This is a genomic window from Streptomyces sp. NPDC048636 (assembly GCF_040650655.1).
Taxonomy (GTDB): Bacteria; Actinomycetota; Actinomycetes; order Streptomycetales; family Streptomycetaceae; genus Streptomyces.
Map to the genome: position 1 here is coordinate 478,924 of NZ_JBEZHR010000005.1, position 17,373 is coordinate 496,296.

Annotated in this window: 16 protein-coding genes and 4 pseudogenes; 7 read left to right on the top strand and 13 right to left on the bottom strand. The window is 69.4% G+C overall.

The features are described 5' to 3' along the window. Positions 1-5 precede the first annotated feature (5 nt). The 3 genes from AB0C66_RS17475 to AB0C66_RS17485 form a co-directional block, all read right to left on the bottom strand. Positions 6-893: a GNAT family N-acetyltransferase gene (locus tag AB0C66_RS17475; protein WP_362438572.1), complete on the bottom strand. Its 888-nt coding sequence runs from the start codon at positions 891-893 to the stop codon at positions 6-8. A 62-nt stretch (positions 894-955) separates the two neighbouring features. After that, positions 956-1,552 carry a dihydrofolate reductase family protein gene (locus tag AB0C66_RS17480; protein ID WP_362438575.1) on the bottom strand — a complete coding sequence of 199 codons (597 nt, stop codon included), beginning with the start codon at positions 1,550-1,552 and terminating at the stop codon, positions 956-958. 355 nt (positions 1,553-1,907) lie between these two features. Next, complete coding sequence (locus tag AB0C66_RS17485; protein ID WP_362438577.1) at positions 1,908-3,176, bottom strand: FAD-dependent monooxygenase; 1,269 nt, start codon at positions 3,174-3,176, stop codon at positions 1,908-1,910. A gap of 31 nt (positions 3,177-3,207) precedes the next feature. Between AB0C66_RS17485 and AB0C66_RS17490 the strand changes: the two are divergent. After that, a pseudogene (locus AB0C66_RS17490) lies at positions 3,208-3,837 on the top strand (alpha/beta hydrolase fold domain-containing protein); the annotation flags it as partial. Between the two features lie 271 nt (positions 3,838-4,108). Further along, positions 4,109-4,204 (top strand): annotated as a pseudogene (locus tag AB0C66_RS17495) (alpha/beta hydrolase); the annotation flags it as partial. A gap of 52 nt (positions 4,205-4,256) precedes the next feature. Here AB0C66_RS17495 and AB0C66_RS17500 read toward each other — a convergent pair. From AB0C66_RS17500 to AB0C66_RS17535, 8 genes and pseudogenes are all read right to left on the bottom strand, one after another. Continuing rightward, on the bottom strand, positions 4,257-4,664 hold the full coding sequence (locus AB0C66_RS17500) for a transposase (protein WP_362438580.1): 408 nt from the start codon (positions 4,662-4,664) through the stop codon (positions 4,257-4,259). A gap of 119 nt (positions 4,665-4,783) precedes the next feature. Continuing rightward, complete coding sequence (locus AB0C66_RS17505) at positions 4,784-6,322, bottom strand: hypothetical protein (protein WP_362438582.1); 1,539 nt, start codon at positions 6,320-6,322, stop codon at positions 4,784-4,786. Continuing rightward, entirely contained in the window at positions 6,322-6,558 is a 237-nt protein-coding gene (locus AB0C66_RS17510; protein ID WP_362438585.1) for a hypothetical protein, read from the bottom strand. Before AB0C66_RS17510 ends, AB0C66_RS17505 begins: the two co-directional genes overlap by 1 nt. A 156-nt stretch (positions 6,559-6,714) precedes the next feature. Next, positions 6,715-6,862: pseudogene (locus AB0C66_RS17515) on the bottom strand (GNAT family N-acetyltransferase); the annotation flags it as partial. Positions 6,863-6,877: 15 nt separating this feature from the next. Continuing rightward, positions 6,878-7,363, bottom strand: a complete 486-nt coding sequence (locus AB0C66_RS17520) for an ATP-binding protein (RefSeq protein ID WP_362438588.1) — start codon at positions 7,361-7,363, stop codon at positions 6,878-6,880. A 391-nt stretch (positions 7,364-7,754) separates the two neighbouring features. Beyond that, positions 7,755-8,210 (bottom strand): RidA family protein, encoded by a 456-nt coding sequence (locus tag AB0C66_RS17525; protein WP_362438591.1) that lies wholly within the window; start codon positions 8,208-8,210, stop codon positions 7,755-7,757. Beyond that, positions 8,207-9,478, bottom strand: a complete 1,272-nt coding sequence (locus AB0C66_RS17530; RefSeq protein WP_362438594.1) for an amidase — start codon at positions 9,476-9,478, stop codon at positions 8,207-8,209. Before AB0C66_RS17530 ends, AB0C66_RS17525 begins: the two co-directional genes overlap by 4 nt. Before the next feature lie 77 nt (positions 9,479-9,555). Next, positions 9,556-10,884: an MFS transporter gene (locus tag AB0C66_RS17535; protein ID WP_362438597.1), complete on the bottom strand. Its 1,329-nt coding sequence runs from the start codon at positions 10,882-10,884 to the stop codon at positions 9,556-9,558. Between the two features lie 176 nt (positions 10,885-11,060). Between AB0C66_RS17535 and AB0C66_RS17540 the strand changes: the two genes are divergently transcribed. The 3 genes and pseudogenes from AB0C66_RS17540 to AB0C66_RS17550 all read left to right on the top strand — a co-directional run. Beyond that, positions 11,061-12,098, top strand: coding sequence for a substrate-binding domain-containing protein (locus tag AB0C66_RS17540; protein WP_362438831.1), 1,038 nt, complete (start codon positions 11,061-11,063; stop codon positions 12,096-12,098). A 717-nt stretch (positions 12,099-12,815) separates the two neighbouring features. Continuing rightward, positions 12,816-14,051, top strand: coding sequence for a hypothetical protein (locus AB0C66_RS17545; RefSeq protein WP_362438600.1), 1,236 nt, complete (start codon positions 12,816-12,818; stop codon positions 14,049-14,051). A gap of 240 nt (positions 14,052-14,291) precedes the next feature. Next, a pseudogene (locus AB0C66_RS17550) lies at positions 14,292-14,461 on the top strand (IS5/IS1182 family transposase); the annotation flags it as partial. Positions 14,462-14,464: 3 nt separating this feature from the next. Here the strand turns inward: AB0C66_RS17550 and AB0C66_RS17555 are convergent. Beyond that, positions 14,465-15,058, bottom strand: coding sequence for a dihydrofolate reductase family protein (locus AB0C66_RS17555; RefSeq protein WP_362438602.1), 594 nt, complete (start codon positions 15,056-15,058; stop codon positions 14,465-14,467). Positions 15,059-15,127: 69 nt separating this feature from the next. On the opposite strand from AB0C66_RS17555, the gene AB0C66_RS17560 reads away from it, so the two are divergent. Continuing rightward, positions 15,128-15,706, top strand: a complete 579-nt coding sequence (locus AB0C66_RS17560; protein ID WP_362438604.1) for a TetR family transcriptional regulator — start codon at positions 15,128-15,130, stop codon at positions 15,704-15,706. Positions 15,707-15,886: 180 nt separating this feature from the next. On the opposite strand, the gene AB0C66_RS17565 is transcribed toward AB0C66_RS17560, so the two are convergent. Next, positions 15,887-16,288 carry a helix-turn-helix domain-containing protein gene (locus tag AB0C66_RS17565; RefSeq protein ID WP_362438606.1) on the bottom strand — a complete coding sequence of 134 codons (402 nt, stop codon included), beginning with the start codon at positions 16,286-16,288 and terminating at the stop codon, positions 15,887-15,889. 64 nt (positions 16,289-16,352) lie between these two features. Between AB0C66_RS17565 and AB0C66_RS17570 the strand changes: the two genes are divergently transcribed. After that, on the top strand, positions 16,353-17,069 hold the full coding sequence (locus AB0C66_RS17570; RefSeq protein ID WP_362438609.1) for an NAD(P)-binding domain-containing protein: 717 nt from the start codon (positions 16,353-16,355) through the stop codon (positions 17,067-17,069). Positions 17,070-17,373 lie beyond the last annotated feature (304 nt).

A 17,373-nucleotide genomic window follows, 5' to 3' on the forward strand; every position in this document is an offset into this window, starting at 1 on the left:
CCGCCCTACGCCACCGGAGCCGAATACAGCATGCGGATCTCCGAAGTCCGGTAGCCGGCACGGGCGAAGGCCGCGGCCAGGGGGGCGTTGCCGGTGTCCGTGGTGGCTGTGATCAGTTCGGCACCGGATTCCGCGTGGATGCGGGTGATCTCGGTGAGGAGGTCGTCCACGTACCCATGGCCGCGGAACTCGGGGACGACGCCCAGGTAGCCCACGTTGCGGGCATACGGTGTCGCGGAGGGGAGGGCGAGGCCCGCGACCTGCCCGTCCGGGGTGTGGGCCACGCGCCACCACTCACGCCGACCGGGGCAGCCGAGATAGAAGTCCATCTCGTCCCTGGCAGTGGCTTCGGCCCCCTTGACGGCGATGTTCCTGCGGGTCTCGTCGTCCAGGCTGCCGACGGCTATCCGGCGGAACAGCCGGAGGAACTCCTCGTCCGAAGCGGGGGCGAACGTCAGCCGGCTCCCGGACGCGGGGAGGCCGACGTCAGCCGTCCATTGCAGGCGCAGCCGTTCCACCTCGTGCGTGAGGCCCGCTGCCACGGCGGCCCGGCGCCGCCACTCCACGGCGGCCACTGCGTCCGGGGTGTCACGCCAGCCGACGGGCAGCGTCAGGTTGTACAGCGGGGTTTTGGGCGCTCCGGCGTCGGCGAACGCCCGCAGCGCGGTGGTCAGCAGCCCGGCCGCCACCTCCGCGCGGTCGGGGAGCGTCGGGTCGACATGCAGACAGTCCAGGGCGACGGGGTGAGCGCTGTCCTGCTGCCCCCACCACAAGGAACGGCCCACGATCCGCCCGTCGTCCTCGGCGATCCAGGTCCACTCCGGCCGGTACATCCCTTGTCTCAACTCGTCCAGGTAGCGGTCGGCGTCGATCCAGCCCACCGGTTCATCCACGATGACTGCTGCGACACGCTCTTGATCGGCCTCGGTCGTGGGGCGAAACAACACGTCTGCTCCTACTGCTTGGTGTATGTAGTGACGGTCACGCCGGTGGCGAAGACCCGGAAGTCGGTCAGCGTGAAGGCGGCAGGGTCGAATGCCGCGTGGAACAGCGGAACGCCGGCCCCGAACACCACCGGGTGGCGGTGGACCACGAGCTTGTCGACCTCGCGCAGCAAGCGCCCGGCCAGCACGGGGCCGCCGCACAGCCAGATGCCCATGCCCGGCCGCCGCTTCAGCCCGCGGACGAACTCCGCCGGGTCGTCGGCAACGACGTCGACGCCTGACACGGGCCGTTTCAGGGACGAGGAGACCACGTACTGCCGCAGCCAGGGATACGGGCTGTCGGCGCCGGCCGCCCGAGCGGATTCGTAGACCCCACGGCCCATGACGACCGTGTCGAACAATCTGTTCGCCGTACTGACGACGCCCAGCGGCCTGCGGGCATGGTCCGGAACGGTCTCGGGGTACTCGGCCAGAACGGCATCCTTGAGATCGCCGTCGAAGCAGAGGGGTTCGCACTGTCCGTCAGGACCGGCGGTGAAGCCGTCGACACTGCAGCCGACGAGGTACGTGAGCAGACGCATGCGGGTCCGATTCCGATCCGTTGCCACCAGGGACGAGATGACACTAGGCACTCCGATTCAGGAGGGCATCGGTCATCGCGACGTAACGTGACGCGCCTCGCCCGGGACGGCATCGGTACGGCATCGGTAGTCGTGTCGGGGTCGGTACCGGCGGGCCGAGGTGTCAGGGCCGCCCCTTCTCGCACGCCTCTCGATCCCCTGTGTACCGAGGGCGCTCCGCGACCATCGACCGGTGCCGTGGCCATGTCTGGGCCGTGCCACGGCCCAGCTGCCAGTGCACCGTGCTCCTGACCCGGGAGGCGCGGGTAGCGATGAAGTGGTCGCAGACCGTGTACGCACGGCGATCACGCGGCGGTCATGGCGGCCTCCCACGGGCGCGTCCTCACCGTGCCGGATCGGCGGCCGCGTCCTCGGCGCCGCCCGGAACGGTCCACGAGGTACGCGAGTTGACCTGCGCCACTGTCGCCCGGGTCAGCTCCTTGTAGTCGCTCGCCATCTCCGCGGCCTCCTCGACGGGCAGCGCCCCGCCGCGCTCCGCGGCCCGCGAGATGATCTTCTCCGGTCCCAGCTCGCGGTTGGCCAGGACGATCGCGTTGACCGTCGGCCGGCGCATCGTGTCGTAGCGGCGCAGCGCGGTCACGGGGTCGCGCTCCCGGGCCAGGCACCAGGCCAGTACCCGGGCGTCGATGACGGACTGCGATCCGCCGTTCATGCCCATCGGGAACATCGGGTGGGCCGCGTCGCCGAGCAGCGTGACCCGGCCGAAGCTCCAGCGCGGCAGGGGGTCGCGGTCGAGCATGGGGTACTCGAAGATCGCCGATGAGCGCTTCACCAGCTTCGCGAGGTCGACCCACGGCAGGTTCCAGTCCGTCACGCCTGTGAGTGCTTCCGCCGTCGTGATGCGGCGGTTCGAGCGGTCCAGCGGCGCGGCGCGCGTGCGGCGCCGCACTTCGAGCACCCAGTTCATCAGGGCGTCGCCGCCCTTCGCCACCCGGTCCTCGATCGGGTAGGCGACGAACTTCGCACCGGGGGTGCCGCCGGCCACCACGATTGACCGGCCGTCGAGGAGGTGAGGGTACGGTGCGACCCCGCGCCACATGTGAACGCCGTTCCCGCGCGAGGGGCCTTCGGCCGGGTACAGCTGGGCGCGTACCGCGGAGTCGATGCCGTCGCAAGCGATCAGCAGGCCGGTGTCCTCGGCCACGGGTGTGCCGCCGGTCCGGTCCAGGAAATGGGCCCGGACGCCGTGCGGCATCTGCTCGAAGCGCTGGAACAGCAGACCGGTGCGGATGCAGTCCGACCCCAGGCGCTTTCGTACCGCCGCCAGCAGCATCAGGTGTAGACGGCCGCGGTGTACGGAGTACTGCGGCCAGCGGTACCCTGCCGCGAGCCCCAGGGCCTCCTCCCACACCGGTTCGCCCGCCCGGTCGCGGTAGCTCAGCCGGTGCGGGGGCAGCGCGATGGCGGCCAGTTCGTCGGCCAGGCCGAGTTCCGTGAGTTCCCGTACCGCGTGCGGCAGCAGGTTGATGCCCACGCCGACCGCCTCGATGGTCCGTGCCGCCTCCCGTACCTGCGGACGGAAACCTGCGGCGTGCAGGCTCAGGGCACAGGTCAGCCCGGCGATGCCCCCTCCCACGACGGTGACTCGCATCGGCTGTCTCTCCGTTCTCCCGTGGTCGGGAATGGTGTTGGGAAGCACAACGCAGCTTCCGGCCGCCGGGTTCCGCGAGACGCCGACGGGGCGACGCCTGCACGTCACACCGTTCCGCGCCCGGACCGAGTCAGGCCGGAACGCCGCCCCTAGGGTCCAACTCCTCCCGCAGCGCGACCAGAGCCTGCGGCTCTACACGCAGGCCTCGAGGGGTGCGGGCCCGCTGCTGGCCGCGGTGTGGAGGTACGGCGGCGAATTCGTGCTGCGCGGCCGCGACGCGGAGGTCGCCACCTGCCGACGGCTGTCCGCCGAGCTGGGCATCGCCGCCGTCGCGCCCGACTACCGGCTCGCTCCGGAAAGCCCGTACCCCGCCTCGTTCGACGGCTGTTACGCCGCGCTGGGCTGGGCGGCGGACCAGGCAGGCGCCCTGGGGCTCGATGCGTCACGCCTGCCCGTGGGCGGGCACTGGCCCGGTGCCGCCCTGGCGACGGCCGTAACCGTCGCCGCCCGTGACCGGGAGGGTCCGCACATCAGGTACCCCCACCTGGGCTACCCCCTCCTCGATGACCGCCTGACGACCGCATCGGCGCGAGCGGACACGGACCCCACATTCTTCAACCGCCGTGGGAACAAGGCGAGGTGGGGGTGTACCTGCCACGGAGCGACCCGGGAAGCGGCTATGCCGTTCCGGTCCGCGCCGAGAACCTGCGGAGTCTGCCGCCCGCGTACCTCATGGTCGCAGGAGTCGATCCGGCACGGGACGAAGCGCTGGAATCCCGCCGCCCGGCCGGGCGTGGCGGGAAACTCTGTCGAGGTTCACCTCGTGCCCGGAGGACCGTACATGTCCGATGTGCTGGCCCCCACCGTGCGTGCGAGTCGTCGGGCCGCCCCCGGGAGCGCCCGGGTCCCTCGTCTGGGCGGTGGTGCCGGGGCGTGCGCGGCTGATCGAGATGGACACCGGCCACTGGCCGATGTTCTCCCAGCCAGGCGAACTGGCGCAGGTCCTCCTGGAGATAGCCGAGGGGTGACCGCAGGTCCATGCTTGTGGACCCCTTACCAGCGTTGTATCAACTGCGCTGATCACAGCGACTCGTTGATGGCCGCGACGAGGACGGTCGCCTCGTGGCGGACCGCGAGTCTGTCGTACGGAGTGGCCACGGCCCGGTGTCTGTTGAGGCGACCGATGCCGCACTCGACCGCGTGCCGAGCCTTGTAGTCCTGTGGGTCGAACTGCGGCAGCCGACCGCCGCGTGAGCCGCGTTTCTTGCGGTTGCGGGCCTGGCCGGCCTTATCCGGGATGGTGCGGCGGATCCCGCGCCGCCGCGGGTAAGCGCGGTTCTTCCGGGAGACGTACGCCTTGTCGGCGCGCACGCGATCTGGCCGGGTGCGCGGCCTGCCTGGCCCAAGACGCGGGACACGGACCTTGTTCAGGACAGGCTCGAACCGCGGGGAATCGCTCTGTTGCCCGGCCGTGATCACGATAGACATGGGTGCCCGGACGCCAGATACTCCGCCAGCAGCTCGTCGGTCCGCCCGAGTGGGTGGGACTTCACCGACGAGCCCCGGCTGACGGGCGGGGTCGGGGAGCGGTCGCCGGGGGCGGCCCGTCAGTCTTTCGGCCTCGCCGACACCTTGGCGCAGAGGTACGGACGCGCCAGCAGCAGGCCGGTGCCGGTCAGGGCGATGCCGAAGTAGACCGGCGCGAGGTGGATGAAGTCTGTGTAGCGGATCGCGCTGTGCACCACGACAGCCGGCAGGAATCCGGCGGCCGCCGCCGCGGCCAGGGTCCAGAACACCCAGGCCTCACCCCGCCGCCAGCCCCACGCGCTGAGCAGGACGATCGCTACCGCGGCGGCCATCAGGGCGCCGCCGAACCCCGCGCGGTCGTGGGCGACGAACGGCACAAGACGGGGATTGACAGTTTCCAGTGTTTGCGTGCTGGTGCCCAGGAAGGCCAGGTCGGTCGGCACGAAGACACCGGTCAGACCCACCACCGAGATCACCGCTCCGCCGACGAACAGCCCTGCGCCCGTGGCGATCAGCAGCAGTTGGCCGACCAGGGCCCGTCGGCGCTCCGGCTCCGGCCCCTCGGGTGCCAGGCGCCACCGCGACGCGTGCGGGGTCCGCCGGACCGCGGCCACGAACATCGGGAACAGCACGATGGCGGTGGCCGTGTGCAGGGGTTCCACGAAGCCGGTGGCCAGGAAGTAGAACAAGGTGGGGAAGGCGATCGCCCCCGAGAGCAGGTACACCTCGCGGGCCCAGCGCCAGCCGCGTCTGATCCCGCCCACGGCGAGGCCGGTGTAGAGGGCGCCGATCGCCACCATCGTGCCGGCCATGGTGATCCGGTCGTGCTGGAGGAAGTGCACCAGGTGGTGGTTGGAGGCGCGCAGCTCGTGCAGCGTCATGCCGAGGTAGCCGCGGTCGTACCAGAGCAGCACCGGCCCGAGCGTGATCGCCGCTGCGCCGAGTCCGGCGCCCGTCATACCGAGCCCGACGAGCAGCGCCCACCACCAGGCGGGCCAGCGGCGGGGATCGCGGCCGACATCCCGTAGCCCTGGGGCGGGCGCGGTGGGGGTGGCTGCCTCGGTGACCCGTGCGAACCAGCCGGGCCCGGCCTCAACGAGCACCCGCGGCCCGGCCAGCACGACGGTGCCCGGTTCCTCAAGCGCGGCGGCCGCGGCAGTGACCGACGGATCGGCGACATGGACTACGTGGGGGTCGTCGCCGTTGGTGAACCCGTCGACATGGGGCTCGAGCGCGGCCTCGGCCTCCGCGTCGGAGGCGTGGACAACCAGCGGGATCGAGCGGCCGGCAGCGGCCTCACGTACGGTCTCCACATCGGCCACCGAGACAGGCGCCACCTCGACGACACCGGCCCCGAGCGGGGCCAAGGCGCGTACCGCGTCGCGGGCAAGCGAGGGCGGGACGGATATGCCGAGGCGGACAGTGACGGGCGCGCCAGCGATCTCGCCGGCGAACCGCTCGGGCGGATGGCGGTGGCCGACCCCCCAGGCGATCAGGTGCGTGCCCGCGGGACGGGAGCAGATCGAGGCCAGCAGCCGCAGTGCGGTGCGCTGCGAACGGCGCCGGCCCAGGACGGCAGCGGCAGCACCGCGCAGCGGGTGATACGTCCAGTCCGGCATCAGTGGCTCTCACTCTCCGTCGCGGTCACCGGGGCACATGGCGTGGTCCAGCCGAGCACCGGTGTCATGGAACGCACAGGCGCCCGCGTCGGCGTCAGCCGGGCGGCCGTGTCGCGCAGCAGCACCGCCGGCGGCCACGACAGCTGGCCGACTACACCGAGCCGGGCGCTGCGGCGGGTGATGGCCCGGGTCCACAGGCGGCGCAGCAGGTCGAACGAGCACAGCGCGGCGGGCACGTCCGGGGTGTCGTCGAGGCAGTGGGCGAAGGTGACCGCGACCTCGAGCGCCTGGTACGCGCCCTGGCCCAGATTAGGTCATGGCATGGGCCGGTCGTCCAGCAGCGCGACCCGCCGCGGACGATGGAGGGCATCGACGAAAGGTCGTACGGGCCGTGTCACCTGGTGGTCGATGCCACCCATCGCCACCGGCAGATCCACAGGGGTCCATACGGCCTGGTAGTTGGCGAGGATGCGTAGCCGAACCCGACCAGGTACACACGGGCAGTTCGCGGGGTCGTAAGTCGCGCACACCGACGGGTATGACACGGCGATTCCCTCAGGTGCGGTGCCCGTCATGCGGTAGCGGCAGCGCGATCCACGTGACCTTGGCACCGTCACCGAGCTTGTGCATGCCCCATCGCCCGCTGGTGAGACTGTGCACGATATGCAGTCCACGTCCCTGCTCGGGCAGCAGGGCGCAGGAGGCGTGCAGGTTCCCGCCACAGTCGTGGGGCCCCGGCTCGGGAGGTGAGGCGGAGGGTGGGTTGGGGGCCTCGGGGAGTCGCGGATCGTGATCCAGAACTTCGCAGATGAACTCCGCGGCCGTGCGGCGCAGACGCAACTCGTACGGACCCACGGCGTGCTCGCTGGCGTTCGCAACGAGTTCCGACGTTGCCAGGACGCTGTCGCCGATGGTCTCCGCGGACAAGCCTGTCTGGTCCAGGGCCCGGCGCAGGGCACTGCGCGCCTCGGCAGTCGGGTTCGGGGTACCGCTGGTCCAGCGGTAGAGGTTCACGATGGAACCGCTCGAGATGGTGGTCATCGCTGTGCACCATCCCGGGGGGCCTGGTATTCCCACAGGACCCGGCGGTGCAGCCCTCGCGGACCGGCATCGACGTTTCTGAACAGCATCGAGCCGGTGAGCGTCGCACGCCTGCGGGAGGCATGGAACAGGAGGTCAGGCAACATGAAACGCCTCCGTATGTCATCCGGTGGGGGCAACCACGACGCTGTGGTGCTGCGGCAGGAGCGGCGCCGTCCTGCGACGGGCTCTCCGACTGCTGATGGGAGTTCGCCGACAGACAGGCTCTCGACGAGCCCGCGGCCCTGAGGCTCACCACCTCGAAGGGCCGGGGCGGGGGACCGGGCGGTGCGCGTGCCTGTGACGTCGGCTGACTCGCTGCGCACCGCCTGGCCCGCACAGCCCCGAGAGGTTATGCGAACGCGACAATCACCTCCAGCTCGACCGGCGCCCCCATGGGCAGCTCCGCCATGCCGATCGCCGAGCGGGCGTGCTTGCCCGCGTCCCCGAATACCTTCTCCAGCAAGGTCGATGCCCCGTTGATCACGGCTGGCTGGCCCGTGAACCCTTCGGCCGAGGCAACAAAACCCGTCACCTTGACCACGTCCACCACGGAGTCGATGCCGATCTCCTTGTCGATCACGGCGAGGGCGTTGAGTGCGCATGCCCGGGCGAGCTCCTGCCCGCGCAGGGGGTCCACCTCGCCCCCGAGCTTTCCGACGGTCTGGAGCCTGCCGTCCTCGTAGGGCATCTGTCCTGAGGTGAAGAGAAGGTTTCCCGCCCTCTTGGCCGGTACGTAGGCTGCCGTGGGAGGCACCACCGCCGGCAGTACGATCCCAAGGTCGATCAGGCGCTGACTCGCGGTCATGAAGACGTCTCCTTGTCGTTGATCACTTGGTCGTTGACCACTTGCTCGACCCATTCCGCGGCCGCGAGGACGCGTGGGTCACCGGCTCCGACGAGTTGCAGCCCGATCGGAAGTCCGGATGTCGGCAGGGGCAGGCTCAAGGCCGGGTGCCCCGTGAGGTTCATGGGACGGGTGTTACGGAGCAACAGCTCCCGAACCGGCCGCGGCCTACCGGTGTCCCCCACCAGACGCGCATCAAGAGCAGGGGCGGTGATGGGGACGGTCGGGAGGACGACGGCGTCCACGGTGTGCAAGAGCTCGTCCACCGCGGCAGCGATCATCGAGGCATGTGCGCGGGCCCTCGTATGTCGCCAGGGTGGAACCCTGGCTCCGGCGAGCAGTCGCTCAAGAACATCGGCCTGGTAGTCCCCGGGCTGACGGGTGAGGCTCTCCGCATGGATGGCATGTGCCTCAGGACCCTGTAGGTCCAATGCCGTTTCGTTCATCTCCGGCCAGTTGGGCAGAGCAATGTCCACGAGTGAGGCTCCGGCAGCGGCCAGTCGGTGGACGGCGGCGCGGTAGGCATCGGCGACCGTCGGGGCACACTCCCCGGGCTCCGGATTGGAAAGAACGCCCAGTGTCGGCGGCCCGGACAGCGACCACCCCGACAGATCGGCTCCGCCCAGCACCTCAATGGCGAGCCTGGCGTCGGCCACGGACCTGGTGAGCACACCGGCATGGTCCAAGCTGGGCGACAGCGGGAACACACCGTCCAACGGCAGGGTTCCGCGGGCCGGTTTCACACCGACGACACCGCACAGTGCGGCGGGGACGCGGACCGATCCTGCGGTATCGGAGCCAAGGGCCAGCGGAACCACGCCCGCCGCGACCGCGGCCGCCGAGCCGCTGCTGGAGCCGCCTGTCATACGCGCTGGATCGTCCGGGTGTCGACAGGGCCCCAGCCGGTTGGAAGTGCCGGTGCAGCCGTAGGCGAACTCGTGACTGTGGCTGAGCCCGATGATCACCGCTCCCGCTTCCCTGGCGCGCCGTACGATCGTGGCGTCGTGAACGCCCATCCTGTTGGCGAAGACCCGCGAGCCGCAGCGGTGGGGCATGTCCTGTACCTCGATGATCTCCTTGACCAGCACCGGCACACCTGCCAGACGGCCCTGGCGGCTGCTCGACACAGCCCGGGCGGCACGCCGAGCGCCGTCGGCGCCGAGATGAACGACCGCACCGAGGCTGCCGGCCAGCAGCGCCCGCTCGATCGCGTGCTCGGCCAGCTCCACAGGGTCGAGCTCACCGGCTCGCACACCACGGGCTATCGACTCCACTGACGCCCAGGCGCCACTCTCCCGCCCGCCCATCACACCGACACCGCCGGCTTGGCCCGGTGCGATCCGAAGTGCACCTTCTGGCGCGGGTCCACGAACACCATGGCGAGCATGCCCAGCACGCAGGCCAGCCCCGCCCCGATGAACATGGCGCCGTACCCATGCTCGGATACGAGGAGACCGGTCAGTGTCGGCGCGAGGATCGTCGCGACGTTGGCGAAGAAGTGCATGATGCCGCTGAAGGTGCCGGCGCGCGCTGCCGCGATATCGACGACCACCGCCCAGTACACGGTGTCGGGAAGGAAGTTCAGCGCATTCCCCACGGCCAGGAGCGTCAGCACGGCATACGGGCTGTCGACGAGCGGAATGCACAGAAAGACGGCACCGGTGAGCGCCAGGCTGACGAACGCGAGCCAGGACCGGGCGATCTTCAGGTTGCCGGTCCGGCGGGCCAGCCAGTCGGAGATCCTGCCGCCCAGCAGGATGGTGACGCACGCACCCGTCCAGGGCACCATGCCGAGGTACCACAGTGAGGACAGGCTGAAGCCGAACTCATCCTCGAGGTACTTCGGGGTCCAGGTCAGCAGCAGAAAGTTGACGTAGAGAAAGGCGAAGAACCCCACGGTGTTGGCCACGAGCGACCGACTGCCGAAGAAGGTGCGCCAAGTCTCAGCGCCCAGGCCGTTCCCGGCGGGCCGTGCGGCCACATCGGCCGCGCCCGCTTGCAGCAGTTCCCGCTCGGCCGGACCGACTTTGGGATGATCGGCCGGCCGGTCGGTGAACACGCGCTTCCACAGCGCCACCCAGAGGAGGCCCGCCAGACCGAGCACGACGAACATCACGCGCCAGCTCCCCAGAGCGAGCAGACCGACGGCGATGGGCGCCGTCAGGAGCGCTCCCAGGGGTGTGCCGAGAACTCCGAGTCCGATGGCGGTACCGCGCTCGGAGGGTGCCGCCCAGACCGCCAGGGACCGGTTGATCGTGACGAAGGCAGGCCCTTCGGCCAGTCCGAACAGCACACGGAAGACCGCGAAGCCCACCAACGCCGATCCGCCGAACAGAGCGACGCCGACGTCCCCAGCGAAGATCATGCCGATTTCCAGCACCGACCACGCGGTGCCCGAGAGCATCCACATCCATTTCGGCCCTTTGGTGTCGGCCAGCACGCCGCCCAGCAGGGCGCCCACCATGTACCCGTAACCGAAGTAGCCCAGGACCGAGCCCCAGGCGGCCTTGTCCAGGCCGAACTCGCTGGTGATCGGACCGGAGGCATAGGCGATGGCGCCCCGGTCCACGTAGTTGATGATCACCATCAATGCCATCAGGCTCATCACGACGTAGCGATAGTTACGCATGGCCATCCGATGCACCTCCCTTGGAAAGTTATGTGCAATCGATTGCATGCAATCGATTGCGTGAATAGCCGCCGCCGGCGGGGCCCGTGTGCAATCGATTGCAACCAACGTAGGTTCCTCATCCACCTGCGTCAATGGGTCTCCCTTAGAATGCTGGCGTGGACACATGGGGTGTACGGCGCGTGACGCTCAACGACATTGCCAGGGCTGCCGGGGTACACAAATCGACCGTTTCGCGAGCTCTGCGCTCGACCAGTCAGGATGCCCAGGTGCTCCGCATCAGAAGGCTGGCCGAGGAGCTGGGCTGGACCCCCGACCTCATCGCGGCCGGGCTGCGGAACCAGCGGATGCAGACCATAGGGGTCCTTGTTCCCCGCCTCACCGACCAGGTCCTCTCCACGATCTTCGAGGGCATCGACCACACGCTCTCGCAGCAGGGGTGGCAGGCCGTCGTTGCCAGCACCTGGGACGATCCCCAGCTCCAGCGCTCGCGGGCCAGGATGCTCCTCAGTCACCGTGTCGGTGGACTGATCATGGCCGACAACCGGGAGGATGATCCGTACGTCACCGAGATGGCCGGCCGGGGTGTCCCCATCCTCCTGGTGAACCGCTCCTTCTCCGGCTTCCCCTCGATCACCTGTGATGACGAGCTCGGTGGGCGGTTCGCGGCCGAGCACTTGATCGATCTGGGGCACCGGCGCCTCGGCGTGGTCGCGGGCATGGACTACGCGCGTAGTCTGAACAACCGGGTCCGGGGATTCCGCGACGCGGCCCGGGACCGCGGCATCGAGGTCACCGACGAACTGGTCGTCCACTCCACCATCTACCCGTCGGCGGGACGGGAGGCGGGTACCCAACTGCTCGAACTCCCGGACCCGCCCACCGCGTTCTTCGCCGTCAACGACGCCGCGGCGATCGGCCTCATGGGACTCCTGCGAGAACGCGGTCAGCGGGTTGGCGAGGACATCAGCGTCGTGGGATTCAACGACGTTCCCGAGGCAGCCGAGTTGCACGTTCCCCTGACAACGATCCGGTCCCCCCTGCGCGAGCTCGGCGCGGTGGCCGCGAACGAGGCCCTGCGCATGATCGGCGGGGAGAAGGTGGACGACCAGATCCTGCGCCCCGAACTGATCGTCCGCTCCAGCACGGGACCATCACCCACCCCATACCACCGCGGCCGGGGCCTTCGTTCCAGCCCGCGCCCCACCGACTTCGAGTGAGAGCCGCCCGGCAACTCGCGCACGAACCAGCGCGCCTGGAGCCGCTTACTCTGCGGCTGGCCCGCATGGCGTCGCAGAGGTCGCTTACGGCCTGACCGGGGGTGGCCTTCGCGGGGTACCACGGACGGCGTCGGGGCCATCCTCCCCCGGCCGGAGGACGATGACGATCAGGTCGAGGACGAGCCAGGCGTCTGCTGCGTGGGGAACGACGCACGACCCGCGTAGCGGCCCCCACTTCACACCTCAACGCCTGCACACCGACACGGCTGACGACGGGCCCCGACCCGCGAAGATGCGGGGCGATCCGGCGTGACGTCATGTCAATGGCCCGGCACACGAAGGCTCCTCACCTCTCCCGCTGGGGAGGCTTCGGCGCACTCCGATCACGTTTCGTCCCCTCCTTCCATGTGCCACCGGGGTGCCGGTGTGAACGTCGGCCGGGCTCCCGGCCTGCGCCGGTGTGCTCCACGGTGGTACAGGAACCAGGGACGTGGGCTGCGCGCTGCCCTGTTCGGGTTGTCTACCGGCGCTTTTCTTGTCACGTGATCGGAATTCCTGGATTACTCCGTGTAGACGCTGCTCGTATCGACGCCTGGATCCAACGATGGGCAGGCGGTGGCCCCGCCACGGGCTCGCCCACACGTCCGGTCGGTGTGCGGACCGCGTCTTTCGATCGCTGGCGCGGCCTCATGCCGCACTGACAGAAGTGAGGGCGACGTGAGAACCACTCGTGTGCTCCTGGCACCTGGATGTCTCGCTCTGATTGCTGGTGTTCTCAGCGGCCCCGCGCATGCCGCAACAGCCGTTCCCTGCTCGACACCGGCGCTGATCGCCGCGATCAGCACGGCGAACACCGGTGGTGGGGATACCTTGAACCTCGCCCCGGGCTGCACGTACAACCTCACCACCGTGGACAACACCGGTCCCAGCGGGGACGACAACGGCCTCCCCGTTGTCACACAGAACATCGTCATCAACGGAAACAACGCTGTCATTGCCCGCTCGTCGGTGGCCCTCACACCGCTGTTCCGCTTCTTTGAGGTCGGCGGCCCGGCCGGGCAACTCACGCTCAGACAACTCACGCTGCGCAATGGTCATTCGAACAGCAGGGGCGGCTCGGTCTACGTCGGATCCGGCCGCGCGCTGACTCTCGACAGAACGACCGTGACGGACAGCATCGCCGACAATGGCGGTGCCCTCTACTCCGACGGGGCCACCGTCACCGCGACCAGCAGCGCTCTGAGGAACAATCGCGCCGAGCTGAACGGCGGCGTCATCCGCAGCAGCGGCGGCGCCTTCACTGCCACTGGGAGTTCGTTCACGAACAACTCCGCCGCCGACTTCGGAGGTGTTGTCCGCAACGATGGCGGTACCTTCACCTCCACCAGCAGCACTTTCAGCCAGAACAGCGCCGACTACGGGGGTGTGGCCTACACAGCCGGCGGTGCCGTCAACATCACCGGTGGATCCTTCGCCAATAACGCCGCCGTCGTCGAAGGTGGCGTCATCCGCAACAGCGGAAGCGGTACCGTCACCGCCTCCGGTACCTCCTTCCGAAGCAACACCTCGGATACAGACGGCGGCGCTCTCTGGAACAACGGCGGCACCCTCACGCTCAGGAGCAGCAGCCTAATCAGCAACTCCGTCAGCGGGGGCCCGAACCCCTCGCGCGGTGGTGCCATCTTCAACGCCAACGGCACGCTGACCGTAGAAGGAAGCAGTGTGGTCAACAACAGGGCCACTGGCGACGAACCTCAGGGCGCAGGCATCCACAACGACAACGGCACTGTGACCCTGAACAGGAGCAGTGTCGCTGCCAACTCCGCGACTGCCGCACCAGGCGGAGTGTGGACCAGTGGAGGCTCCTTCACCCTCAACTCTTCGTCCATCATCTCCAACACCCCCACCAACTGTGCGGGAAGCCCCGATATCCCGGCTGGCTGCGTCAACTGACGAGGCTGTTGTTCGCCGCGATCCCCGGCTCGATCACCCCCGGTACTCCAGTGTCCAGAGACGCCCTGACGGGCTCGTGCACGGTAGGTGGTGAGGCGTCGAGGAGGTGGGTGGGCCGGGGAGGGGCCGAGGACGACGTCGCCGCCGCACACCGGACCAGCTCGTCGCCTATGTCATGGAGCTGACGCGGAACGACCGGTAGCCCCTCCCGGCCCTGGGCCGTTTCTTTCGGATTATCGCCAGCATGCTGCCGGGGCCCGTGCAAAAGAGGCCCTGGGAGGCGAGCCGGAGGATCATGCCCTCGGACACTCCCGCGGTGGACTGACCACCACTTTCATCTGGCCTCTGACAGCCGCTGCCGACCCTTGGCCTTCCTTCTCACCCCAGACCGGGCCGGGGATTCACCCGCCTTGCTAGCGTCGGGTGAGGTGGGTGAGAGTGACCCCGTTGGGGAAGGTGGTGCGTTCGGCGACGTCGAAGGCGGTGGGGTCGAAGGCGCCGTCGAATACCGAGATTCCCGTACCGGCAACGACCGGATAGGTCTTGATCAGCAGCTCGTCAATCGCGGGCACCAGGGTGCCCGCGAGCTTGCCGCCCCCGCAGAGCCAGATGTCCAGGCCGGTGGCCGCCTCGCTCTTGAGTTCGCGGACGAGGGCGAGCGGGTCTCCCGGCACAACGGTGACGGCTGGGTCGGTGTCCGGCTTGAGGGTGCTGGACACGACGTATTGGCGCAGGTGCGCGTACGGGCTGGCGATCCCGTTGTCGAGGGCTGGGCGATAGGTGCCGTGGCCCATGACGACGGTGTCGAAACGCCGGTTGGGCGTGTCGCTGACGCCGACGGCCGCGCGGTAGGCGGTGGGGATCGTCTCCGGGTACAGCGCGTTCACCCAGGTCGAGTAGGCGGCGGCCTGCTGCTCGTCGCCCTGTGGAAAGAAGTCGAACTCACCACTGGGGCCGGCGATGCGGCCGTCGAGCGAGATGCCGATGTAGTACACGAGCTTTCGCATAGTGTTCCCCCACGCGTAGTACTCTACTTGTAGTGGCTTGAACGTAGTACTACGTCTGGAGTGGTGTCAATGGCGAGACGGAACGACCAGCGGCGCGCGGCCCTCGTTGACGCGGCGATCGAGGTGCTGGCCCGAGAAGGCGCACGCGGCCTGACATTCCGGGCCGTGGATGCCGAGGCCACCGTTCCCGCCGGCACGGCGTCCAACTACTTCGCCAACCGCGACGACCTGTTCACTCAGACCGGCGCCCGGGTTTACGAGCGACTCCAGCCCGACGAGGCCACGATCGCCCGCCAGCGGGCGGCCGGCCGCGACCGAGAGACCTACGCGGAGCTGATGCGCGAGCTTGTCGACCGTGTCGCCTCTTTCCGCACCGGTTACCTCGCTCTGCTGGAGCTCCGCCTTGAGGCCACCCGCCGCCCCGAGCTGCGCAAGGTCCTCACCGAGCGGGTCCGAGCCGATGTCGACGCCAACGTCGCGTATCACGAGGCGTCCGGCCTCCCTGGTGACGCCACGGCCGTCAAGCTGCTCATGGTGACGCTGAACTGGCTGATCGTTGAACAGCTCACCCTGCCGGATGTTTTCACTGAGGCGGAGCGTGAACACCTGGTGGCGGCCGCAGTGGAGCGCATCGTGGCGGCGGAGTAGATGACTCGGCCCCAGGAGTGACGCCACCCCGGCGGCAGTTCACGATCGTGTGGGTTCACCCAGCGCGCGGGCGGGGTCCGTAAACCGGGCGGGCCGGGCCCGGGTGGCGGAGGGACGGACCAGAGGGCGAGCGTCCTCCTGGTTCACCGGCGGACCGGAGAGAGTCATCTGCGACGTGGATCAAGGATGGTTGAAGCGGTCCTGGGCCGCCAGCACCGCGTCCGCGTGGTCCGCGGCCCATGCGCCCAGGGCGCGGATCGGGGTGAGCAGGGCTGTGCCGGCGTGGGTGAGTGTGTAGTCGACGCGGGGCGGGGCTTCGGCGTAACGGCGGCGCTCCACCAGGCCGTTGTACTCCAGCCGCCGCAGGGCCTCGTTGAGCGCCTTGGGGCTGATCCCGCCGATCCGGGTCAGCAACGCGCGTGGCCGCATCGGGCCCCGTTCGCCGAGGACGAAGACGACCACGCTGTCCCAGCGATTGGCCAGCACCTCGAAGGCGATCCGTGCCCGGCAGTCCGCCGCGAAGGGGTCCCCGCCCAGATCGTCTCTCTCGTACGGCTCTCTCTGCTCTCCGAGCACTGTCATGTGGACATCCTGCCGTGCTGATGCGCACCAGGCGGTGTGTATCGGCCCGCCTACTGTCCCCGGCATGACATTCCACAGCTCGAAAGACCTGAACGACGCGGACGGGGTCAGGACGATGCGTATCGGCATCCTCGGAACGGGAGCCATGGCCAGGGCGCTGGGCGGGGCCTGGGTGCGGGCGGGGCACGACGTCATGGTGGGTGGCCGCGACACCGCGGCCGCCGCCAGGACAGCGGCCGCTGTCGGAGCCGGCGGCCACGGCGGTCTGGCGGAGGCGGCGCAGTACGGAGAGGCGGTACTGGTCGCCGTACCCGCGGACATCGCACCATCACTGGCGGCGGAACTGGCTCCGGCCCTGGCCGGGCGGACGGTGCTCGACTGCACGGTGCCGATGGCCCCCGCCGCCGACGGCCCCGCCCTGACCACGGTCGGCGGCACGGATTCGGTCGCCGTGCGCCTGGCGGCGGCGGCACCGGACGCGCATGTGGTCAAGGTTTTCGGCATCCCGCACGAGAGCATCTGGACCCTGCCGCGACCGGCCTTCGAGGCCGTGCCGCTGACGGTGCCCTTCTGCGCCGACGCCCCGCCCGCCACCGCGCTGACGACAGAGCTGATCACCTCGATGGGCTGTACCCCGCTGCCCTGCGGCGGTCTGCACCGTGCGGCGCTGCTGGAGGCGACGGCGGTGTTCGCCATCGGTGTGTGGTGGTCCGGCGGCGAGGCTCGCCACGCCTTCCCCGCCCCGGCACTGGCCCCCGGCGCCATCGGTGACGAGCCCTGAGTCGGGGGCGGCCACCCCACGACGAAGGCGACCACGAGGCGCGCGACCCAGACACGCGCGACCCAGACAAGGGAAGGGGCCAGTGGGACCGGGCCCACGACCTGTTCCGGCGCTGGCAGCGGATCTTTGAGCAGCTTCAAGCCGAAGCCGATGCGAATCGCCCGATCACATGGGACGGCCACGGCCTCGGGCGTTCGCGCGGTGGGCCGACAATGAAGCTTCACCTGGCGGTCGAGCAGGGGCAGAAGCCGCTGTCCCTTCTCGTCGCCGCCGGTCAGCGGCACGACAGCCCGCAGATCCAGCC